Below are 19,453 nucleotides of genomic sequence, written 5' to 3' on the forward strand. Positions count from 1 at the left end.
CGGCCCCAGGCTGGGACATCGTATCCGTGGCGGCGGCACGGCCACGGGCCGGGCACGCCGCCCGCGCGTAGGCTATGGACCTGGGCGCGTGCTGGTGCCAAGCTCACCATCACCGCGGGTGACCCTCCACCCACTCTGCGCGGTCCCCCGTGGCCGACATTGGAGTGTGCGCGGGAGGAGATCGCCATGGGCGAGAACAGGACCAACGGACACCCGGGAGCCGCCGGCAGGGCTCCGGCGGCCGACCAGCCGATTCGCAACGTGGTGCTGGTCGGCCACAGCGGCGCCGGAAAGACCACCCTCACCGAGAGCCTGGCCCTGGCCACCGGGGCGCTCACCAGGGCCGGCCGGGTCCAGGACGGCACCACCGTCTCCGACTACGACGACATCGAGCACCGGCAGCAGCGCTCGGTCCAGCTCTCGCTGGTGCCGCTGGAGCACTCCGGGACCAGGATCAACCTGCTGGACACCCCCGGCTACGCGGACTTCACCGGCGAGCTGCGGGCCGGGCTGCGGGCCGCCGACGCCGCCCTGTTCGTCGTCCCCGCCACCGACGGCATCGACGGCGCGACCAGGATGCTGTGGGAGGAGTGCGCCGCGGTCGGTATGCCCCGGGCCCTGGTCGTCACCAAGCTCGACGCACCGCAGGCCGACTTCGCCGCCACCGTCGAGCTCTGCCGCACCGCCTTCGGCGGCGACAACCCCGAAGCCGTGCTGCCGCTCTACCTGCCGCTGAACCACGGCCCGGCCGGTCCTGACGGGGCCCCGAGGATCTCCGGGCTGCTCGGACTGCTCAGCGGCAGCTGCTTCGACTACGCCGACGGGCACCGGGTCGAGCAGGCCCCCGACGCCGAACTGCGCGGGGCCGCCGCCGAGGCCAGGGACCGGCTGATCGAGGCCGTCATCGCCGAGAGCGAGGACGAGGCCCTGATGGACCGCTACCTGGCCGGCGAGGAGATCGACAGCAAGACCCTGGTCGACGACCTCGAACGCGCGGTCGCCAGGGGCGCGTTCCACCCGGTGCTGGCCTCCGCGCTGCCGCTCGACGGCTCCCGCGAGGGCCTGGGCAGCGTCGAGCTGCTGGAACTGGTCACCGCCGCCTTCCCCGCCCCCGCCGAACGCCCGCTGCCCGAGGCCACCACCCCCGACGGCGGGTCCCGTCCGCCGCTCAGCTGCGACGCCGACGGGCCGCTCGCCGCCGAGGTGGTCAAGACCAGCGGCGACCCCTACGTCGGCCGGCTCAGCCTGGTCCGGGTCTTCTCCGGGACGCTGCACCCGGACCAGCCGGTCCATGTGTCCGGACACGGCCTCACCGACCGGGGCCACCAGGACCACGACGTGGACGAGCGGGTCGGCGCGCTGTCCTCCCCCTTCGGCCGGACCCAGCGCCAGGTCGCCCGGGCCGTCGCCGGGGACATCGTCTGCGTCGCCAAGCTCGCCCGCGCGCAGACCGGCGACACCCTCTCCGCCCCCGCCGAACCGCTGCTGGTGGCCGCCTGGTCGATGCCGGAGCCGTTGCTGCCGGTCGCCGTCGAGGCCCACAGCAAGACCGACGAGGACAAGCTCTCGCAGGGCCTGGCCAAGCTGGTCGCCGAGGACCCGGCGCTGCGGCTGGAGCAGAACCCGGACACCCGGCAACTGGTGCTCTGGTGCCTCGGCGAGGCCCACGCCGACCTGCTGCTGGAGCGGCTGCGCACCCGCTACGGCGTCCAGGTCGACCCGGTCCCGTACCTGGTGCCGCTGCGGGAGACCTTCGCCGGTCCGGCCCGCGGGCGCGGACGGCACGTCAAGCAGTCCGGCGGGCACGGGCAGTTCGCGATCTGCGAGATCGAGGTGGAACCGCTGCCCACCGGCGCCGGCTTCGAGTTCGTCGACCGGATCGTCGGCGGATCGGTGCCCCGGCAGTTCATCCCCTCGGTGGAGAAGGGGGTCAGGGCCCAGCTGGCCCGGGGCGTCAGCGCCGGCTACCCGGTGGTGGACATCAGGGTCAGCCTGGTCGACGGCAAGGCCCACTCGGTCGACTCCTCCGACGCCGCGTTCCAGACCGCGGGCGCGCTGGCGCTGCGCGAGGCCGCCGCCGAGACCGGGGTACGGCTGCTGGAGCCGGTCGCCGAGCTCGGGGTCCTGGTCGCCGACGAGTACGTGGGCGCGGTGCTCAGCGACCTGTCCGGCCGCCGCGGCCGGGTGCAGGGGACGGAACCGGTGGGCACCGGGCGGACCCTGGTCCGGGCCGAGGTGCCGGAGCTGGAGATCGTCCGCTACGCCGTGGACCTCCGCTCGCTGTCGCACGGCGCGGGCGACTTCACCCGCAGCTACGTCCGGCACGAGCCGATGCCGGACGCGGTGGCGGCCAGGACCGCCCCCACCCCCGCCCACTGAGCCGTGACGGCCTGATTTGCGAAGGACACCTGACGGCGGATGATCGACAGCGATACCCTGGCTGCTCCGGCTTCCTGACACCCGCTCAGCGGATGATCAGTGCGGTTCGGGGGGAGAATCACGCCGGGGGAGCCATCCCACCGGGACGACCGTCGGGAGGGGACCGCAGTGGTCTGGCCGCAGATCCCGCGCACGGACGCGCCGCACACCGCGGCCACCGCCGCGCTCGCCTCCCTCGCCTACCGGGACGGCGCCGTCAGTGACCTGACCGACACCGACGAGAGCACCAACCACAAGGCCGGCCGCACCGGCCTGTTCTCCCCCACCCTCGGCGAGGCGTTCTCCCGGGCGGTGATCAAGCGCACCCTCAACGCGGGCCGCAAGCCGCTGGTGCCCTCCTTCGGCACCGACGCCCGGCTGGTGGTGGAGCACTGCGTGGCGGCCGGGTCGCTGCGGCGCGAGCGCGACAAGCGGCTCACCGCCGTCGCGTTCATCGCCGGCTTCCTGTTCCTGCCCGGCACCCTGCTCTGGCTCGCCGCCTTCGAGGTGCGCCGCCGCAGCGCCCCCGAACGCCGCTCCGTCTACGGGGGCGCCGCGCTGGCGGTGGCGGTGCTGCTCACCGTGCTGTTCGCCTGGCGGCCCTTCGCCCACGGCTACGCCGGGCTCTACGTCCGGGTGATGATGCTGGTCCCGGTGGCCGGCTGGTTCGTCGCCCAGCGGTTCTGCCTGCGCGCGGCGGAGCAGCTGCGCGAGCGCTGGAACGCCGTGCTCGACGGCAGCGGGGTGGGCCCGATCGTCCGCGACGCCGTGCCGATCGGCCCCGCCGACGCCAGGGCCGAGCAACTGCGCAAGTCGCTGGAGGCCCTGGTCGAGGAGCAGGACACCAACGTGGTCCACTACGCCGGGGCCAAGGGGATACTCGGCATGGGGCGGCGCTGGGGGGCCTGGCAGCTCGCCGAGCAGCTCGACCCACGCGAGGGGGTGGACGAGATCCGCCCGTTCCACCCCTGGGACGTGGTCCGGAAGATCGAGGACAACCTCAAGCAGATGTCCCGCAGCAGCATGGCCGACAGCGGCATCCCGCAGATGTCGGTCAACCACTGGGTGGTGCAGGCGATCCCGGAGGGCGCCGACGAGATCAGCCGCCCCTTCGGCGCCGACCGGATGGACGGCACCAGGATGCGGACCTCGGCGATAACCGAACTGGCCAACCGGCAGACCTTCGGCAACGGCCCGCGGCACTACCTCGGCGCCCAGTTCGTGCTGTGGGAGGGCCAGTTGGTGGTCACCCTGCTCACCAACGTCACCCTGCTGCACCAGACCCTGCGGGTCGAGGTGACCGGCTACGCCATCGGGCCGATGGCGACCATGTTCGACAAGAAGGCCAAGCCCAAGGAGAAGTCGGTCGCCAAGACCGGCAAGCCCTGGGAGGAGCGCACGGTCCACCTGCCCATCATGACCCCGGACGAGGTGGTCCGGCTGACCGTGCGGGCCCCCTTCACCTGGCCCTGGGGCCAGCCGATACTCGACTGGCTCGGCGGCACCCTGAAGCTCCCCGAGCCGTTCGGCCTTCGCTCGGCCTGGGCCAACAAGCCCTGGACCCACCGCTTCATGGCCGACGACGCGCTCCGGGTCGCCACCCCGGTCCTGCGCGCGGTCCACCAGGCGACGATGCAGGTCCTGGCGGACCACGACGTGGACGTCGACCGCTTCAAGAACCGCTCGCAGATGCTGGGCTCCGAAGTGCAGGGCGTGCGCCCGACCAAGGTCGACGAGTACGACATGTAGCGGAGGCGGTAGCGGGTTACGCCTCGGGCCAGGCGTCCACCAGCACCTTGCGGGTGTCCGCCAGCACCTGGGGCAGGATCCGGGTCTGCCCGATGATCGGCATGAAGTTGGTGTCGCCGCCCCAGCGGGGCACCACGTGCTGGTGCAGATGGGCGGCGATGCCGGCGCCGGCCACATGGCCCTGGTTCAGCCCGATGTTGAAGCCCTGCGCCCCGGAGGCAGCACGCAGCGCGGTCATCGCCTGCTTGGTCAGCGCGGCGACATCGGCGGTCTCCTCCGGCGTCAACTCGGTGTAGTCGGCGACATGCCGGTACGGGACCGCCATCAGGTGGCCGGAGTTGTAGGGGTACAGGTTGAGCACCGCATAGGCGTGGTCCGCCCGGCGGACGATCAGACCGTCCTCGTCCGACATCGCCGGGATCGCACAGAACGGACAGCCGTCCGTCGGCTCCGGGCCGGTCGGCTTGTTCTCACCCTTGATGTACGCCATCCGATGGGGCGTCCACAGGCGGTCAAACGCATCCGGGGTGCCCACCCCGTCCTGCTGCTCCGGCTCCGTCGTCATAACGATCAGCATAGGCGGAGGGGCGGCCCTTGAGAGGACCGCCCCCGACATCCCCGCGTGCGCGGGGTCCGGCTCAGACCTGGACCCGGCGCTCCACCGCGTCCAGGATCTCCGCGAGCGCCTCGGCCTTCGGGATGCCGTTCTTCTGCTCGCCGTTGCGGTAGCGGAAGCTGACGGCGCCGTTGGCGACGTCCTCGTCACCGGCGATGATCATGAACGGCACCTTCAGCTTCTGCTGATTGCGGATCTTCTTCTGCATCCGCTCGGAGGAGGCGTCCACGTCCACCCGCAGGCCCTTGGCCTTGGCCTCGGCGGCGAACTCCTGCAGGTACTCGACGTGGGCGTCACCGATCGGGATGCCGACGGCCTGGACCGGGGCGAGCCACGGCGGCATCGCACCGGCGTAGTGCTCCAGCAGCACCGCGAAGAACCGCTCGATCGAGCCGAACAGCGCGCGGTGGATCATGACCGGACGCTGCCGTGAGCCGTCCGCCGCGGTGTACTGCAGGTCGAAGCGCTCCGGCAGGTTGAAGTCCAGCTGCACCGTGGACATCTGCCAGGTGCGGCCGATCGCGTCCCGGGCCTGGACCGAGATCTTCGGGCCGTAGAAGGCCGCGCCGCCCGGGTCGGGGGTGAGCGGGAGGCCCTGCTTCTCGGCGACCTTGCGCAGGGTCTCGGTCGCCTCCTCCCATGCCTCGTCGGTGCCGACGAACTTCTCGGGGTCCTTGGTGGAGAGCTCCAGGTAGAAGTCGGTGAGCCCGTAGTCGCGCAGCAGGTCCAGCACAAAGGTGAGGGTCGAGTCGAGCTCGTCCGCCATCTGCTCCTTGGTGCAGTAGATGTGCGCGTCGTCCTGGGTGAAGCCGCGGGCCCGGGTCAGGCCGTGCACCACACCGGACTTCTCGTAGCGGTAGACCGTGCCGAACTCGAACAGCCGCAGCGGCAGCTCGCGGTAGGAGCGGCCCCGCGCGTCGAAGATCAGGTTGTGCATCGGGCAGTTCATGGGCTTGAGGTAGTAGTCCACGCCCTCGTCGAGCTGCATCGGCGGGTACATGCCGTCGGCGTACCAGTCCAGGTGGCCCGACTTCTCGAACAGCGCACCCTTGGTCGCGTGCGGGGTGTAGACGAACTCGTAGCCCGCCTCCTCGTGCCGCTTGCGCGAGTAGTCCTCCATGGTGCGGCGCATGATGCCGCCCTTGGGGTGGAACACCGCCAGGCCGGAGCCGATCTCGTCCGGGATGGAGAACAGGTCCAGCTCGCTGCCCAGCTTGCGGTGGTCGCGCTTGGCGGCCTCCTCCAGGAAGTCCAGGTGCGCCTTGAGGTCGTCCTTGGTGGCCCAGGCGGTGCCGTAGATGCGCTGCAGCATCGGGTTCTTCTCGCTGCCGCGCCAGTACGCCGCGGCGTTGCGCATCAGCTTGAAGGCCGGGATCCGGGCGGACGGCAGGTGCGGGCCGCGGCACAGGTCGCGCCAGCACAGCTCGCCGCTCTTCGGGTCCAGGTTGTCGTAGATGGTCAGCTCGCCGCCGCCCACCTCGACATCCGCGCCGTCCTCGCCGGTGGCGCCGCCCTTGAGCCCGATCAGCTCCAACTTGTAGGGCTCGTCCTTGAGTTCCTCGCGCGCGTCCTCGTCGGTGACCACCCGGCGGGAGAACTTCTGGCCCCGCTTGATGATCTCGGTCATCTTCTTCTCGATGGCCTTGAGGTCCTCGGGGGTGAACGGCCGCTCGACGTCGAAGTCGTAGTAGAAGCCGTCCTTGACCGGCGGGCCGATGCCCAGCTTGGCCTCGGGGAACAGCGCCTGCACGGCCTGCGCCATGATGTGCGCGGTGGAGTGGCGCAGGATCGACAGGCCGTCGGCGCTGTCGATCGCGACCGGCTCGACCTCGTCGCCCTCGGCGAGGATGTAGGCCAGGTCCTTGAGCTCGCCGCCGACCCGGGCCGCGATGACCGCGCGCTCGCCGGGGAACAGGTCCGCCGCCGTGGTGCCCGTCGTCACCACGCGCTCTTCCCGATCGGGTTCGCGACTGATGACCACACGGACGTCCGACACCGGACTCTCCTGACTCTCGGCTATCTCCTGAGCAGCTACTGCTGCGATCACGATGGTACCGAGAGTCCGGAGGTGCTCGCGCAGGCATTACGCCCCGGGTTACCGCTCGTCCTCGCCGGGCCCGGGGGCGTACCCGGCCCGCAGCCGCAGAGTCTTGAGCATGCGGTCCCGCTCGGCCGCGTCCAGTTCCACCGGCTCGACCCCGGCCGGGTCGCTGAGCCTGCGGAAGCCGCCCTTCCGTTCGAGCCGGCCCCGCAGCCGCACCGGGACGCCGGCCAGGTGGGACTCCACCGCCGTCCGGTAGTCCTCCTCGCCGAGCCGGATCCTGACCTCGTCCACGTCCGCGCCGGTCAGCACCCGCAGCCGGATCTGGCCCTCGCCGCCGGGGACCTGTCGTTTCAGCCGGACCACCGCGCCGGTCAGCTCCACCGCGACGGCGGGTTCGCTGTGCTCCAGGCGCTCGGCCGCCGCCTCCAGCACCGGCAGGTCGCCGGGGCTGAACTCCAGCAGCAGCCGCCGGTTGACGAAGTCGCGCGGGGGGCCGACCGAGGCGGCCCAGGACAGCGCGATCTCCGCGCCCTCGCTGCCCCGGACCAGCTGCACCAGCGAGCCGATCAGCTCCCGGCTGATCCCGAGCCGCACCCCGTCGTCGAAGGCGTCCGGACGTCCGGTGGCCCGCTGCAGGTCGATGGCGTCCCGGGTCACCTCCAGCGCCCGGACCAGGGTGACCGTGGCCGCGCGGTCGTCCGGGGCCGCGGTGTAGGCGGTGAGCAGCCCGGCCCCGGTGCCGGGGGCGACCACCAGCACCCGCTCCAGGAACTCGGCGGCGTAGCTGTCCAGCCGGGCGCCGAAGTAGGCCGCCCGGGAGTGCGCGGCCTTGGCCGCGGCGGAGAGCATCGCCCTGGCCGCCGCGTGCAGTTCCTCCTCGGCGCCCCAGGGGACGGCCCCGCCGACGCCGGGGATGTCGCGGCGCCAGTGGATCTCGTCGCCGGGGACCAGCAGCGCGGCCAGGATGGCCCGGGCCGAGGGGACGCCGGAGCGGGAGAGCGCGGCGACGGCGTCGTCGAGCAGGTCGGCGCTGTCGTCGAAGCTGCGGTCGGCCGGGATCAGCAGGCTGGTGTCGGGCTCCAGGTCGTCGGGCGGGATCCAGCGGGTGTAGTGGCCCTGCGCTCCGCCGCGGCGGACCCAGCCGTGCCGGGCGAGCAGGGTGCTGAGGACGCCGGGGTCGACCCGGCCCGGATCCGGGAGGGTGCCGTCCTCGGACCGGGAGGAGCGCAGCCCGCGGGCCCTGACGGCGTCGCGGCCCATCGCACCCAGGGCCTCTGGTCGGGCGTCGCGCCGCATGGCTGTCACGTCATTCCTCCCGGCTGGAGTGGTCGTGAGTCGGTCCTGGAATGGCGCTCAAGGACGTTCGCCCGCTCCCACTCGCGCCATGATGGCGCACAGCGAGCGATCGTCGAAGACCTGCTCCGTCGGGATCCGGACATTCGTCCTGCGCTTCCCGGTCACCGACTGTCCCGCCAGGTTGACCCAGTAGCAGCAGTGCCGCACTTCGAGCCGGTCCGGGCCGGCCGCCAGCCACTGGTCGACCTCCCTGGGAACCAGCATCACGACCAGGATCTTGTGGACGGCGACCCGGCTGTGGGCGAGCTTGCGGAGGTGGTCGTTGTCGAGGGTGAAGCTGAAGAACGGCCCGGGCGGCCTGGGCGCGATCTGGTAGGTGCACTTGAGCTGGACCTTGATGGTGGCCTCGTCGTCCTCGGTGTGCTCCGCGCTGCCGTGGCTGACGTGCCAGTCGATCCCGTTGTCGGGAAAGGGCGAGGACAGCGCGCAGCCGGCCGCTGCGGCGACCGCGTGCAGATATCCCACTTGGAGCGTCTCCATGCAGGAGGTGACCGCGAGTTGACCTCGCATCGGTTGCCCCGGACCGGCGCCGCTCCACCCCTCGGGTGGCGTGGCCGGTTCGGGTTGTATCAGCGCCATCGCCGCCGTCTTCCCCGTCGACCGGCGGCCCTCGGTCCGGACCGGACGGGCCGTCATCTCTGTTGTCTCCGCCCGGATGCACCGCGAAACGGGCCTGCGGGAATCCGCAGTTCGCGGCGGGGTTGAATGCGGTGGGTGACCGGGTATCACCTGATTGTCACTACTGGCGGGGAGGCCACGATGACGTTCTGGTACGAGGGGCCGATGGCCTCCTTCGACACCGAGACCACGGGCGTGGACGTCGAGCACGACCGGATCGTGACGGCGGCGCTGGTGCTCCAGGACACCGCCGACGGGCCGGTGCGGCGGCGGGAGTGGGTGGCCGATCCGGGGCTGCCGATCCCGGCCGGGGCGACCGAGGTGCACGGCCTCACCGACGAGTGGGCGCGGCGGAACGGACGCCCGCCGCGGGTGGTGGTGGAGGAGGTCGCGCGGGCCCTGGCCGAAACCGCCAGGGCGGGACTGCCCCTGGTCATCATGAACGCCCCCTACGACCTGACCCTGCTGGACCGCGAACTGCGCCGGCACCGGGGCACCTCGCTGGCGCAGTACGCGGCCAGCGCACCGCTGCTGGTGCTGGACCCCCGGGTGCTGGACAAGCACCTGGACCGCTACCGCAAGGGCCGGCGCACCCTGACCGACCTGTGCGCGCACTACGGGGTGGACCTGGGCACGGCGCACGACGCCGCGGCGGACGCCACCGCGGCGCTGGGCCTGGTCCGGGCGATCGGCGCCCGCTTCGGGAGCACGCTCGGCGCGCTGACCCCGGCGGAGCTGCACCTGCGGCAGGCCGTGTGGCACGCGGCGCAGGCGCGGGGGCTGCAGCAGTGGTTCACCAGGAGCGGGTCGCCGGAGCTGGTCGACACCTCCTGGCCGCTGCGGCGGCAGGTGGACCAGGCCGCCTGACCCCTCGACCCTCAACTTAAACGCGGAAGGCCCCTCGATCGAGGGGCCTTCCGCTGTTCCGGTGCGCAATGCTGGGTTCGAACCAGCGACCTCTCCGGTGTGAACGGAGCGCTCTCCCACTGAGCTAATCGCGCGGGCAACAGGAAGAACACTAGCATCGCCCCCGCGGGTCTCCCAACCACCTTTCGGAGCGCCGCCGAGGGCTGTCCCTACGAAGAAGCCCCGCAGGTCAGTGACCTGCGGGGCTTCTTCGGCGGTGCGCAATGCTGGGTTCGAACCAGCGACCTCTCCGGTGTGAACGGAGCGCTCTCCCACTGAGCTAATCGCGCGGATGTTTCCTGCGCTGCTTCGTGGAAAACTTTACCGCATCCGACAGCGTGCTCCTGACCTCCGGCGATGACCGGTTCTCGACTGTCATATGTCACCGGCGACCGGCTTTGTGGTGCTGTCGCGTTATCCCTGTGACTGCAGTGACTGCTGCGCCGTAAGGGGTACCAGGTGCGTACTAATCGGGACAGACGGGTTTACACCGGTCGCGGAGGTGGGATGGTCCGTTCGCCGACGTGCGATCCCCGAGCGCACACTGAGCGAAAGGCCTTGGCGCTTATGAACACCACGGTCAGCTGCGAGCTGCACCTGCGCCTTATCGTGTCGAGCGAGTCGTCACTGCCCGTCCCCGCGGGCCTGCGCTACGACACCGCCGACCCCTATGCCGTGCATGCCACCTTCCACACCGGCGCCGACGAAACCGTCGACTGGGTGTTCGCCCGAGACCTCCTCGCGGAGGGGCTGCACCGGCCGACCGGAACCGGCGACGTCCGAGTCTGGCCGTCCCGCAGTCACGGGCAGGGAGTCGTCTGCATCGCCCTGAGCTCTCCGGAAGGAGAAGCCCTACTGGAAGCCCCGGCGCGTGCGCTGGAGTCCTTCCTCAAGCGAACGGATGCCGCGGTGCCCCCGGGTACCGAGCACCGCCACTTCGACCTCGACCGGGAGCTGTCGCACATCCTCGCCGAGAACTGAACCACTCCATCCCTTCGACCGTGCGCAGCCGTGCTACTCGGGGGCACGGAACAGCCACACCGCAGCACTCCGCTGACACCGTGCCAAGTGAGCCGCCGCAGTCCACAACCGGACTGCGGCGGCTCACGCATGGGCGGCCCCGGCAACGGTAGAGTCGCCGCCAACCGGGCCGTACGCCACAGGGAGTCCCACGTGCTGATCACCCATGACACGCAGTGCGCTCTCGACGTACTCGTGGACCTGCTGAACACCGCGCCGGAGGCGGCGGAGCAGGAGGGCCTGCCGGATCTGGCGGCGTTGCGCGACTTCGTGATCCGCCATGAGATCAGCGAGGTGGGCACGCTGACGACGGCCGACCTGGAGGCGGTGCGGCTGGTCCGCACCCAGTTCCGGGCGGTGTTCCTGGCCGACTCCACCCCGGAGGCTGCCGAACTGGTGAACACCCTGGTGGCGAAGGCGGGCAGCACGCCCCGGCTGACCAACCACGACGGCCACGACTGGCACATGCACTTCTTCGCGCCCTGCGCGGCGCTGGCGGACCACCTGGCGGTGGAGGCCGGGATGGCGCTGGCCTTCATCGTGGTGGCCGGCGAGCGGGAGCGGCTGCGGCACTGCGAGGCCCCCGACTGCGCCCGGGTCTTCGTGGACCTGTCCCGCAACCGCTCACGCCGCTACTGCGACAGCCGCACCTGCGGCAACCGGATGCACGTGGCCGCCTACCGGGCCCGCCAGCGGACGGCGGCCGAGGCTCCGGACGCCCTGGCCACCGCCCTGCGGGGCTAGCTGCCGACCGGCTAGATGCCGCGGCGCTTGAGGATCTCCTCGATGTCGGAGAAGTCCCCGAGGTCGGCGGCGGACTGCCGCTTGGCCGCAACGGCAGGGACACTGCCGCCGGGCACCGCCGCCGGCTTCTCCGCCTTCCCCGCCTTCGGGGCGCGGCGGCCCCGGCCGACGCCGGTGGCGAGCAGCACCAGGACCGCCACGCCGAGCAGCACCACGCCGGTCCAGATCTTCGGGTCGAACACCAGGTGGGTGCCCCAGCTGCCGAGCGCACTGCCGATCCGGCGGAACACGGTGATCAGCCCGGTCAGGTACAGCCCGACCGGCACCAGCGCCACGGCGCCCCAGCGCAGCGCCGAGCGGAAGCGCCCGCGGACGCCGCGCAGCACGGCGATCACCAGTCCGGCTGCTGTGAGTGCCATGCATACGATCGCGGTCATCGGCCCACTGCTCCTTCGCTGCGGTTCCCTCCCATGGTGCCTGTAATGGGAGACTGACGGGCATGAGCGATAGTTCCCTCCCCAGCCCCCTCCCCCGGGTCGAGTACTGGTGCGAGCTGCAGTGCCCGGACTGTGCGACCGCCCTGGACGACGTCCGCGCGCTGCGCGCGGCCTACGGCGACCGGCTGGAGATCGTGCTGCGGCACTTCCCGCTGGAGAAGCACAAGCACGCCCTGGCCGCCGCCCAGGCCGCCGAGGAGGCGTTCGCCCAGGGACAGGGCTGGCCCTATGTCGAGGCGGTGCTGGCCAGGACCGGGGAACTGGGACGCCGCGGCGAGGCGCTGCTGGTGGACGTCGCCCGGGAGCTCGGCCTGGACGCCGAGGAGCTGGACACCGCGCTGATCGACGGACGGCACATGCTGGCGGTCGACGCCGACCACGCCGAGGGCCAGGCCATCGGCGTGACCGGGACCCCCACCTATGTCGTCGCCGGGAAGCGCCTCGACGGCGGAAAGAGCCAGGACGGCCTGCGCGAGCAGATCATCGGGCTGCTCGGCCCCTGACCGCCGCGGCTTGCCCTACAGCGCCTTGTGCAGCACGTGCAGGAAGGGCGTGTAGCCGAGCGAGGCGTAGAGCCGCTGCGCGGTGCGGTTGTCGGCGAAGACGTTGAGGCCGAGCTGCCCGACCCCGCGGGCCAGGCACTCGCGCTCGGCCAGCAGCATCAGCGCCCGCCCGTGGCCGCGACCGCGCTGCGCCTCGTCCACGACGATGTCGAACACCCAGGCGAGCGGGGTGCCGTCCGGCAGCTCGCGGAAGCGGGTGTGCACCCAGATGCTGCCGACCGGTCCGGCGTCTCCGCTCTCCAGCAACGAGAGCACCGTGTCGGGGGTGTCCAGGCCCTGCGGCAGCAACTCGGCGTGGTCCGCGTAGGCCTTGGCGCCGGCCTCCTCGAAGCTGAGGCCGTGGGCGACCAGCTCGCCGAGGTAGCCCTGGGTCTCGGCGGCGAGCCAGGAGCCGTACTCGTCCGCGCGCAGCGGGCGGCCGGTGCTGCCCTCGGGCAGCGGCGGGGGCTGGTCGGGGAGGGCCTTGCGCATATGGGTGGAGCGCAGGGTGTAGCCCAGGGTGCGGGCCAGGCCGAGCCCGGCCTCCTCGCCGAGGCCGGCCGGCACCCTGGCCTCGGCCCTGGTACAGCCCCAGGAGCGCAGCACCTCCTCGGCGGCGAGAACGGCGATGATGCCCCGGCCGCGGCCCCGGTCGCGCCGGTCGACCGCCAGCCCGCTGATCCCGCCGCTGCGCGGCCCCGCGCCGCCGTCCGCGCTGAGGGTCAGCCCGCCCACCACCCGGCCGTTGACGCACACGTCGTAGCCGCGGCTGCGCCCGCCGCCGGGGGTGGCCGTCTCCGGACCGGACGGGCGGATCGTCGTGGTCATCGGGCTCACGGCTCCAGGTCGGCGGCGGCGCGGTCGGCGAAGACGGCCATGGCCTTGACGGTGACCGGCCCGGGCGCGCCGGGCAGCTCGCGGTCGTCGACCCGGGAGACGCCCTGGATGTCGCGCAGGGTGCCGGTCAGGAAGATCTCCTCGGCCTCCTCCAGCGCCGAGAGCGGCAGGTCCGCCTCCTCGGCGTCGAGCCACTGCAGCACCAGCGCCCGGGTCACCCCGGCCAGGCAGCCGGAGGTGAGCGGCGGGGTGAGCAGACGTCCGTCCAGGACCACGAAGACATTGGACCCGGTGCCCTCGCAGAGCCGGCCCGCGGTGTTGCCGAAGACCGCCTCGGCGGCGCCGTACTCGTGCGCCCGGGCCAGGGCGACCACGTTCTCGGCGTAGGAGGTGGTCTTCAGCCCGGCCACCGCGCTGTGCTCGTTGCGGGTCCACGGGACGGTGACGATCGCGGCGGCGTCGGGGCGGCGGGTGGTCGCGCCGAGGGCGACCACCAGGGTGGTGCCGCTGTCGCCGCGGTCCGAGCCGAGCGGGGCGAGACCGCCAGTGTAGGTGATCCGCAGCCGGCCGAGCGGCATCGGATTGGCGGCGAGCACCTCGGCGCAGGCCCGCCGGACCAGCTCGCGGTCCGGCGCCGGCAGGCCGAGGCCGCGGGCCGAGCGCTCCAGCCGGTCGAGGTGGCGGCCGAGGGCGAAGGGCACTCCGTCGAGGGCCTTCACCGTCTCGAAGATCCCGTCCCCCACGGTGATCCCGTGGTCGAGCACCGAGACATTGGCCTCGGCAGCGTCCTGCAGCGCACCGTTGACCCAGATCCGCACGATGTGCTCCTTCGTCGTTACCGCTGTGAGTCGTTACCGCTGTGATGGGTCAGACGCTACCGCGAGCAGGCGTGCTGCCTTCAGCTCTGTCTCGTCCCATTCCCGTTCCGGATCGGAGCCCCAGGTGATCCCGGCCCCGGTGCCGAAGCGCACCTGCGGGCCGGACGGGTCGTCCCGGTCGATCCAGAAGGTGCGGATGCCGACCGCGAGCCTGGCCTCGCCGCGGTCCGCGTCCACCCAGCCGAGCGCCCCGCAGTAGGGGCCGCGCGGGACCGTCTCCAGCGCCCGGATGATCCGCAGCGAGCTGGACTTGGGCGCCCCGGTGACCGAGCCGGGCGGGAAGGCCGCGTCCAGCAGCGCGGGCCAGCCGAGGCCGGGGCGGAGCTCCCCCTCGACCGTGGAGACCAGGTGGACCAGGCCGGGGTGCTTCTCCACCGCGCACAGGTCGGGGACGGTGACGCTGCCGGTGGCGCAGACCCGGCCGAGGTCGTTGCGGACCAGGTCGACGATCATCACGTTCTCGGCGTAGTCCTTGGCCAGCAGGTCGTCCTCGGTGCGGCCGGTGCCCTTGATCGGCCCTGAGCCGATCCGGGTGCCGCGGCGTTCCAGGAACAGCTCGGGCGAGGCGGTGGCGACCTCCACCCCGTGCTCCGGCAGCCGGACCGTGCCGGCGTAGGGGGCCGGGTTGCCGTGCGCGAGCCGGGTGGTGAGGGCGTCAACGTCGGCGCCGTGGACCGGGTCGGGGAGCGGCGCGGAGAGCACCCGGCAGAGGTTGGCCTGGTACACCTCGCCCGCGGCGATGTGCTCGCGGATCCGGCGGACCCCGGCGGTGTAGCCGGCCCGGTCCAGCGAGCTGCTCCAGGCGCTACGGGCCGGACCGCGCCAGCCCTCGGCCCCGGTCCCGGGGGTCTGCGCGCGGCGGACGTGGGCGAAGCGGGCACAGGTGATCCGGCCTTCGAAGTCGGCGACGACGGCCCAGAATCCGGCGCTGTCCAGCGCCGCCGGGTCGTCGGTGACATCGAGCAGCCCCGAGGCGATCCGGCCGTCGAACCGGGCCATCGGAGTGAGCTGAGGAAGGGAGCGGGTCACTGTTCACTCGTGATTCTGTGCGGAAAGCGCGGGGTCGCCGCGCGTCGGAGTCTAGGTTGTGGGCAGGGAAAACGCCTGTGCGGACTGGCATCGCAGGTCATCGCGGGGGTGGTGGCGGCACTCCCCCGGGGAACGGAATTTGAGCTGGGCCCGGAATCCGCTAAAGTTCAACACGTCGCCAGGAAGCGGACCGCCGGAAACAGGCGGGAAGCGACATGGAGATCACGCGGATGTGGCTCAGTGGTAGAGCATCACCTTGCCAAGGTGAGGGTCGCGGGTTCGAATCCCGTCATCCGCTCGGATGAGAGTTGCAGGTGGGCTCTCACTCGGTGGAGTGGCCGAGAGGCGAGGCAACGGCCTGCAAAGCCGTGTACACGGGTTCAAATCCCGTCTCCACCTCAACAAGATCGACGCTTCGTGCGGCTCGCCGCCCGGAGCACCCGCGCGATTAGCTCAGCGGGAGAGCGCTTCCCTGACACGGAAGAGGTCACTGGTTCAATCCCAGTATCGCGCACGCAAGATCCGTAGGTCCCGCGCGATTAGCTCAGCGGGAGAGCGCTTCCCTGACACGGAAGAGGTCACTGGTTCAATCCCAGTATCGCGCACGCACAATCGGTACGTCCCGCGCGATTAGCTCAGCGGGAGAGCGCTTCCCTGACACGGAAGAGGTCACTGGTTCAATCCCAGTATCGCGCACAGCAGTTGAAGGCCCGTCCAGGTGGACGGGCCTTCTTCGTACGGTTACCGCTCCGCAGGGGGCAGGGGCGCGATCGCCGTGCCCGGGCTGCCCTCACCGACAGTCCGGGCACGACGCCGCAGTATGAGGGGGACGCCGGTCAGCGTCCCATCAGGTGCACCACCGAGCTGGCCTGCACCGCGAACTGCGACCAGCCGCCGAAGGCGAAGGCCAGCAGCGCGGCGACGGGCAGCGCGATGGCGAGGGCCACCAGCGGGTTCCTGGTCTCGCCGGGGCGCACGGACGGGCGACGGCGTCGTACGGGTCCTCCCGTGTACACGGACATGGCCTGGTTCCCACTCTCGTCTGGTCCTGCGCGTCTGAAATACCTGCTCGTCCCGCTGCCGGGCTGCAGAAGCTGGTCGCGGTGGGCGGTGTACCTCGGGGGACGAGCTGCGCCCGCCCACCGCTGATAACAAAACTACGGTCAGGACCCTTCCCCGGCGTCATGCCCCGGGACCGTCCGGACGGCATCCGGAAGGAGGACCGCGGTACCGGGGTACTACTACCGGAGACGGAGAGCGCGTAAGGAGGGCATCAGGGACACCCCTGAGACCACCCCCGAGCGGACCGGGGAAGCGCAGGTCAGGAGTAGGTCAGGAGGAGGGCCCGAGCAGGCCCGCCGGGGCGGTCCGAGGGGCCCGCCGACGGGAAGTCAGACAATCCCACGGACCTCCCAGGCGTTGCGTATCAGCACACCGCCCACACCAGTCCGTAAGCTGTCGGCTGGCAAGCAGAACACGCCCCCGCACGGGGACCTGACGGCGGGACGGAAATGTGGCGATGATGCGGCTCCGGCGGGAGGATCCGCGAGTCGTCGGCCCCTATCGCCTGCACCGACGGCTCGGTTCGGGCGGCATGGGCGTGGTCTACCTGGGCTCGGACCGCAAGGGCCAGAAGGTCGCGCTCAAGCTGATCCGCTCGGAGCTGGCCGAGGACCAGGAGTTCCGCACCCGCTTCGCCCGCGAGGTCTCGGCGGCGGCGCGGATCAGGGGCGGTTGCATCGCCCGGCTGGTGGCCTCGGACATCGACGCCGAACGGCCCTGGCTGGCGACCTCCTACGTACCCGGGCCCTCGCTCTACAAGCGGGTCGGCGACGAGGGGCCGCTGCCCTGGCCGGAGGTGACCGCGATCGGCGCGGCGCTGGCCGACGGCCTGGTGCACGTGCACGAGGCCGGGGTGGTGCACCGGGACCTGAAGCCGTCCAACATCCTGCTGTCGCCCAAGGGCCCGCGCATCATCGACTTCGGCATCGCCTGGTCCACCGGCGCCAGCACGCTGACCCACGTCGGCACGGCGGTCGGCTCGCCCGGCTTCCTGGCCCCCGAGCAGGTCCGCGGCATCGCGGTGACCAGCGCGACGGACGTGTTCGCGCTGGGCACCACGCTGGCCTACGCGGCGACCGGCGACTCGCCGTTCGGCTCAGGCAGCTCCGAGGTGATGCTCTACCGGGTGGTGCACGAGGAGCCCGATCTGACGGACGTGCCGGGGGCCCTGGTCCAGGTGATCCGGGCCTGTCTGGCGAAGGAGGCCGCGGACCGGCCGACGACCGTTCAGCTGCACGACCGGCTGCGGGAACTGACGGCCCGTGGAACGGCCATCGGGCTGAGCCAGCTGCCCCGCCCGCACCAGCCCACGCAGTCCGCGGCCTCCCGGGTCAGGACCGGTGCCGCGGAGCGGCAGCGTCCGCCGCAGCGGCCGGGCGAGCGCCCGGGCGGAGGACTCGGCAGCCGCACGGACGGGCGGACCGGCGAGCGGACCGGCGGCGAACGGGCCGGCGCGCGACCGGTGGGACGGCCCGTCGTCGGCCGCCCGGCCGGACGGCGGCCGATGCCCCCGACCATGCGGGAGCCGCAGCCGTCCACTCCCCCGCCGACCGCCCCGCAGCAGACCCGGCCGCAGGGCCAGCGCACCCCGCCGCCGGGGGCACGGCCCCCGGGCCGCCCCGCCGCCACGCCCTCGCGGCGGCGTATGCTGCGCCAGCGGCTGATCGTTTTTGTCACCGTCACCGTGGTGGCGGCGCTGGCCATCGCCACCGCCCAGGGCTGCGAGGACCGCAACGCCCACGGTCAGCGGCAGAGCCCGGTCACCGTCGCGCCGGTGCCCGCGGCCAGCCACTCCGCCGTGGCCGCCGCGGCGGCGGCCGGGCAGGGGCTGATCGGCGTGCCCACCGCGGCGGGCGAGGTCAGCCCGGACTGGGCCGACCGCGGCTACACCGACCCCAGCGACGGTTCGACCGTGCTGCTGAGGAACGGCCGCTCCTCGCCGTCGGACACGGCGGCGCCGGTGTCGCTGACCGCGGTGCTGCCGGCCCGCTACCGGGGCGCGGCAGCCGCGGTCGTGGTGCTGACACGTCGGGACGGAACCGTCCCCGAGGATCTGGTGGAGCTGTTCGGGCTGTCGCCCACCGCGGGTGCAGAACCGGTTCTGCTGGCCTCGCACTCCTCCACCGGCGACCCGCAGGCCACCGGGAGCTGGCAGATCGCCGACGGCGCGGTCCTCCGCGAGGAGCACACCGCCGCGTCCGGGAACCGCCCCGCCAGCACCACCCGCTACGTCCCGCTCGCCAACGGGACGATGAGCGAGACCTGGCCGGGCACCGGCACCGTCGCGGGCCAGCAGGGCTGAGGCCCGCCGGTGCGGCTCAGTCCTTGGCCTGCTCGGCCAGGGCGTAGAAGGAGATGGCCGCCGCGGCGGCGATGTTGAGCGAGTCGATGCCGTGCGACATCGGGATCCTGACCCACTCGTCGGCGGCCCGCAGCGCCTCCGGCGAGAGCCCGTGGCCCTCCGACCCGAGCATTACCGCGCACCGCCGCAGCCGCTCCTCGGACACCTCGGACAGCGGGACCGCGTCATGGTGCGGGGTCAGCGCCAGGATGTCGTACCCGGCCCGGCGGACCTTCTCCAGATCCTGCGGCCAGGATTCCAGGACCGCGTAGGGGACGGTGAAGACCGCCCCCATCGACACCTTGACGGCGCGTCGGTAGAGCGGGTCGGCGCAGTCGGGCGACAGCAGCAGCGCGTCCACCCCGAGCGCCGCGGCGCTGCGGTAGACCGCACCGATGTTGGCGTGGTCGGTCAGGCCCTCCAGCACCGCGATCCGGCGGCCGGTGCTCAGCAGCTCGTCCACCTCCGGCAGCGGCTTGCGCTGCATCGACGCGATGGCGCCGCGGTGCACGTGGTAGCCGGTGACCTGCTCGGCCAGCTCCGGCGCGACCGCGTACACCGGCGCCGGGACCTCGTCGATGACATCGCGCATCACATCGATCCACTTGGACGACAGCAGCATCGAGCGCATCCGGTAGCCGGACTGGCGGGCACGCCGGATCACCTTCTCGCCCTCGGCGATGAAGAGGCCCTCCTCGGGCTCGCGCCGGCGCCGCAGCTCGACGTCGGTCAGGGCGACGAAGTCGCGTAGACGGGGGTCCTGCGGGTCTTCGATCGTGATGAGCTCGGCCACGGT

16 protein-coding genes, 7 tRNA genes and 1 pseudogene are annotated in these 19,453 nt (G+C 72.2%); 12 read left to right on the top strand and 12 right to left on the bottom strand.

Annotated elements, in window-relative coordinates:
- Window positions 1–186 precede the first annotated feature (186 nt).
- Window positions 187–2,379, top strand: a complete 2,193-nt coding sequence (locus ACEZDG_RS00455; RefSeq protein WP_380500954.1) for an elongation factor G-like protein EF-G2 — start codon at window positions 187–189, stop codon at window positions 2,377–2,379.
- Window positions 2,380–2,547: 168 nt separating this feature from the next.
- The gene (locus ACEZDG_RS00460; RefSeq protein WP_380500956.1) at window positions 2,548–4,167 is read left to right on the top strand and encodes a hypothetical protein; all 1,620 of its coding nucleotides are present in this window, start codon (window positions 2,548–2,550) and stop codon (window positions 4,165–4,167) included.
- A 16-nt stretch (window positions 4,168–4,183) separates the two neighbouring features.
- Here ACEZDG_RS00460 and ACEZDG_RS00465 read toward each other — a convergent pair whose 3' ends face one another.
- The 4 genes from ACEZDG_RS00465 to ACEZDG_RS00480 form a co-directional block, all read right to left on the bottom strand.
- Window positions 4,184–4,744, bottom strand: coding sequence for an HIT family protein (locus ACEZDG_RS00465; protein ID WP_380500958.1), 561 nt, complete (start codon window positions 4,742–4,744; stop codon window positions 4,184–4,186).
- 61 nt (window positions 4,745–4,805) lie between these two features.
- Window positions 4,806–6,779, bottom strand: coding sequence for a threonine--tRNA ligase (gene thrS / locus ACEZDG_RS00470; RefSeq protein WP_380500960.1), 1,974 nt, complete (start codon window positions 6,777–6,779; stop codon window positions 4,806–4,808).
- A 99-nt stretch (window positions 6,780–6,878) separates the two neighbouring features.
- Window positions 6,879–8,123 carry a hypothetical protein gene (locus ACEZDG_RS00475; RefSeq protein WP_380502200.1) on the bottom strand — a complete coding sequence of 415 codons (1,245 nt, stop codon included), beginning with the start codon at window positions 8,121–8,123 and terminating at the stop codon, window positions 6,879–6,881.
- Window positions 8,124–8,180: 57 nt separating this feature from the next.
- Window positions 8,181–8,762 carry a DUF4365 domain-containing protein gene (locus tag ACEZDG_RS00480; protein ID WP_380502202.1) on the bottom strand — a complete coding sequence of 194 codons (582 nt, stop codon included), beginning with the start codon at window positions 8,760–8,762 and terminating at the stop codon, window positions 8,181–8,183.
- 180 nt (window positions 8,763–8,942) lie between these two features.
- On the opposite strand from ACEZDG_RS00480, the gene ACEZDG_RS00485 reads away from it, so the two are divergent.
- Window positions 8,943–9,668, top strand: a complete 726-nt coding sequence (locus ACEZDG_RS00485; RefSeq protein ID WP_380500962.1) for a 3'-5' exonuclease — start codon at window positions 8,943–8,945, stop codon at window positions 9,666–9,668.
- Between the two features lie 62 nt (window positions 9,669–9,730).
- Here the strand turns inward: ACEZDG_RS00485 and ACEZDG_RS00490 are convergent.
- Both ACEZDG_RS00490 and ACEZDG_RS00495 read right to left on the bottom strand, forming a co-directional pair.
- Window positions 9,731–9,802, bottom strand: a tRNA-Val gene (locus ACEZDG_RS00490).
- 123 nt (window positions 9,803–9,925) lie between these two features.
- Window positions 9,926–9,997, bottom strand: a tRNA-Val gene (locus tag ACEZDG_RS00495).
- Between the two features lie 277 nt (window positions 9,998–10,274).
- Here ACEZDG_RS00495 and ACEZDG_RS00500 point away from each other — a divergent pair.
- Entirely contained in the window at window positions 10,275–10,688 is a 414-nt protein-coding gene (locus tag ACEZDG_RS00500) for an SsgA family sporulation/cell division regulator (RefSeq protein WP_030248700.1), read from the top strand.
- A 192-nt stretch (window positions 10,689–10,880) separates the two neighbouring features.
- On the top strand, window positions 10,881–11,471 hold the full coding sequence (locus ACEZDG_RS00505) for a CGNR zinc finger domain-containing protein (RefSeq protein WP_380500965.1): 591 nt from the start codon (window positions 10,881–10,883) through the stop codon (window positions 11,469–11,471).
- 11 nt (window positions 11,472–11,482) lie between these two features.
- On the opposite strand, the gene ACEZDG_RS00510 is transcribed toward ACEZDG_RS00505, so the two are convergent.
- Entirely contained in the window at window positions 11,483–11,908 is a 426-nt protein-coding gene (locus ACEZDG_RS00510) for a hypothetical protein (protein WP_380500967.1), read from the bottom strand.
- Window positions 11,909–11,970: 62 nt separating this feature from the next.
- Between ACEZDG_RS00510 and ACEZDG_RS00515 the strand changes: the two genes are divergently transcribed.
- The gene (locus tag ACEZDG_RS00515) at window positions 11,971–12,471 is read left to right on the top strand and encodes a DsbA family protein (RefSeq protein ID WP_380500969.1); all 501 of its coding nucleotides are present in this window, start codon (window positions 11,971–11,973) and stop codon (window positions 12,469–12,471) included.
- 15 nt (window positions 12,472–12,486) lie between these two features.
- Here the strand turns inward: ACEZDG_RS00515 and ACEZDG_RS00520 are convergent, their stop codons facing one another.
- Genes ACEZDG_RS00520 through ACEZDG_RS00530 form a run of 3 tightly spaced genes read right to left on the bottom strand, consistent with a single transcriptional unit; the run spans window position 12,487 to window position 15,224 of the window.
- A complete protein-coding gene (locus tag ACEZDG_RS00520; RefSeq protein ID WP_380500971.1) occupies window positions 12,487–13,338 on the bottom strand; it encodes a GNAT family N-acetyltransferase in 852 nt (283 codons plus the stop codon).
- A 5-nt stretch (window positions 13,339–13,343) separates the two neighbouring features.
- Window positions 13,344–14,165, bottom strand: a complete 822-nt coding sequence (locus tag ACEZDG_RS00525; protein WP_380500973.1) for an aminotransferase class IV — start codon at window positions 14,163–14,165, stop codon at window positions 13,344–13,346.
- 33 nt (window positions 14,166–14,198) lie between these two features.
- Window positions 14,199–15,224, bottom strand: coding sequence for a chorismate-binding protein (locus ACEZDG_RS00530; RefSeq protein ID WP_380500975.1), 1,026 nt, complete (start codon window positions 15,222–15,224; stop codon window positions 14,199–14,201).
- Window positions 15,225–15,480: 256 nt separating this feature from the next.
- On the opposite strand from ACEZDG_RS00530, the gene ACEZDG_RS00535 reads away from it, so the two are divergent.
- From ACEZDG_RS00535 to ACEZDG_RS00555, 5 genes are all read left to right on the top strand, one after another.
- Window positions 15,481–15,552, top strand: a tRNA-Gly gene (locus tag ACEZDG_RS00535).
- Between the two features lie 30 nt (window positions 15,553–15,582).
- A tRNA-Cys gene (locus ACEZDG_RS00540) sits at window positions 15,583–15,653 on the top strand.
- Window positions 15,654–15,696: 43 nt separating this feature from the next.
- Window positions 15,697–15,768 (top strand) — tRNA-Val (locus ACEZDG_RS00545).
- Window positions 15,769–15,787: 19 nt separating this feature from the next.
- A tRNA-Val gene (locus ACEZDG_RS00550) sits at window positions 15,788–15,859 on the top strand.
- 19 nt (window positions 15,860–15,878) lie between these two features.
- Window positions 15,879–15,950: transfer RNA gene (locus ACEZDG_RS00555), tRNA-Val, on the top strand.
- Between the two features lie 140 nt (window positions 15,951–16,090).
- Here the strand turns inward: ACEZDG_RS00555 and ACEZDG_RS00560 are convergent.
- The gene (locus tag ACEZDG_RS00560) at window positions 16,091–16,276 is read right to left on the bottom strand and encodes a hypothetical protein (RefSeq protein WP_380500977.1); all 186 of its coding nucleotides are present in this window, start codon (window positions 16,274–16,276) and stop codon (window positions 16,091–16,093) included.
- Between the two features lie 491 nt (window positions 16,277–16,767).
- Between ACEZDG_RS00560 and ACEZDG_RS00565 the strand changes: the two are divergent.
- Window positions 16,768–18,042: pseudogene (locus tag ACEZDG_RS00565) on the top strand (protein kinase domain-containing protein); the annotation flags it as partial.
- 592 nt (window positions 18,043–18,634) lie between these two features.
- Here the strand turns inward: ACEZDG_RS00565 and ACEZDG_RS00570 are convergent.
- Entirely contained in the window at window positions 18,635–19,450 is an 816-nt protein-coding gene (locus tag ACEZDG_RS00570; RefSeq protein WP_380500979.1) for a TrmH family RNA methyltransferase, read from the bottom strand.
- Window positions 19,451–19,453 lie beyond the last annotated feature (3 nt).

Source organism: Streptacidiphilus alkalitolerans (assembly GCF_042511045.1).
GTDB classification, from domain to species: Bacteria; Actinomycetota; Actinomycetes; order Streptomycetales; family Streptomycetaceae; genus Streptacidiphilus; species Streptacidiphilus alkalitolerans.

Excerpts from the sequence above, each read along its gene's own strand:
- ACEZDG_RS00455 (WP_380500954.1), top strand. The coding sequence starts at position 187 with ATGGGCGAGAACAGGACCAACGGACACCCGGGAGCCGCCGGCAGGGCT.
- ACEZDG_RS00465 (WP_380500958.1), bottom strand. The coding sequence starts at position 4,744 with ATGCTGATCGTTATGACGACGGAGCCGGAGCAGCAGGACGGGGTGGGC.
- ACEZDG_RS00475 (WP_380502200.1), bottom strand. The coding sequence starts at position 8,123 with ATGCGGCGCGACGCCCGACCAGAGGCCCTGGGTGCGATGGGCCGCGAC.
- ACEZDG_RS00480 (WP_380502202.1), bottom strand. The coding sequence starts at position 8,762 with ATGGCGCTGATACAACCCGAACCGGCCACGCCACCCGAGGGGTGGAGC.
- ACEZDG_RS00485 (WP_380500962.1), top strand. The coding sequence starts at position 8,943 with ATGACGTTCTGGTACGAGGGGCCGATGGCCTCCTTCGACACCGAGACC.
- ACEZDG_RS00500 (WP_030248700.1), top strand. The coding sequence starts at position 10,275 with ATGAACACCACGGTCAGCTGCGAGCTGCACCTGCGCCTTATCGTGTCG.
- ACEZDG_RS00510 (WP_380500967.1), bottom strand. The coding sequence starts at position 11,908 with ATGACCGCGATCGTATGCATGGCACTCACAGCAGCCGGACTGGTGATC.
- ACEZDG_RS00515 (WP_380500969.1), top strand. The coding sequence starts at position 11,971 with ATGAGCGATAGTTCCCTCCCCAGCCCCCTCCCCCGGGTCGAGTACTGG.
- ACEZDG_RS00520 (WP_380500971.1), bottom strand. The coding sequence starts at position 13,338 with ATGACCACGACGATCCGCCCGTCCGGTCCGGAGACGGCCACCCCCGGC.
- ACEZDG_RS00530 (WP_380500975.1), bottom strand. The coding sequence starts at position 15,224 with ATGGCCCGGTTCGACGGCCGGATCGCCTCGGGGCTGCTCGATGTCACC.
- ACEZDG_RS00560 (WP_380500977.1), bottom strand. The coding sequence starts at position 16,276 with ATGTCCGTGTACACGGGAGGACCCGTACGACGCCGTCGCCCGTCCGTG.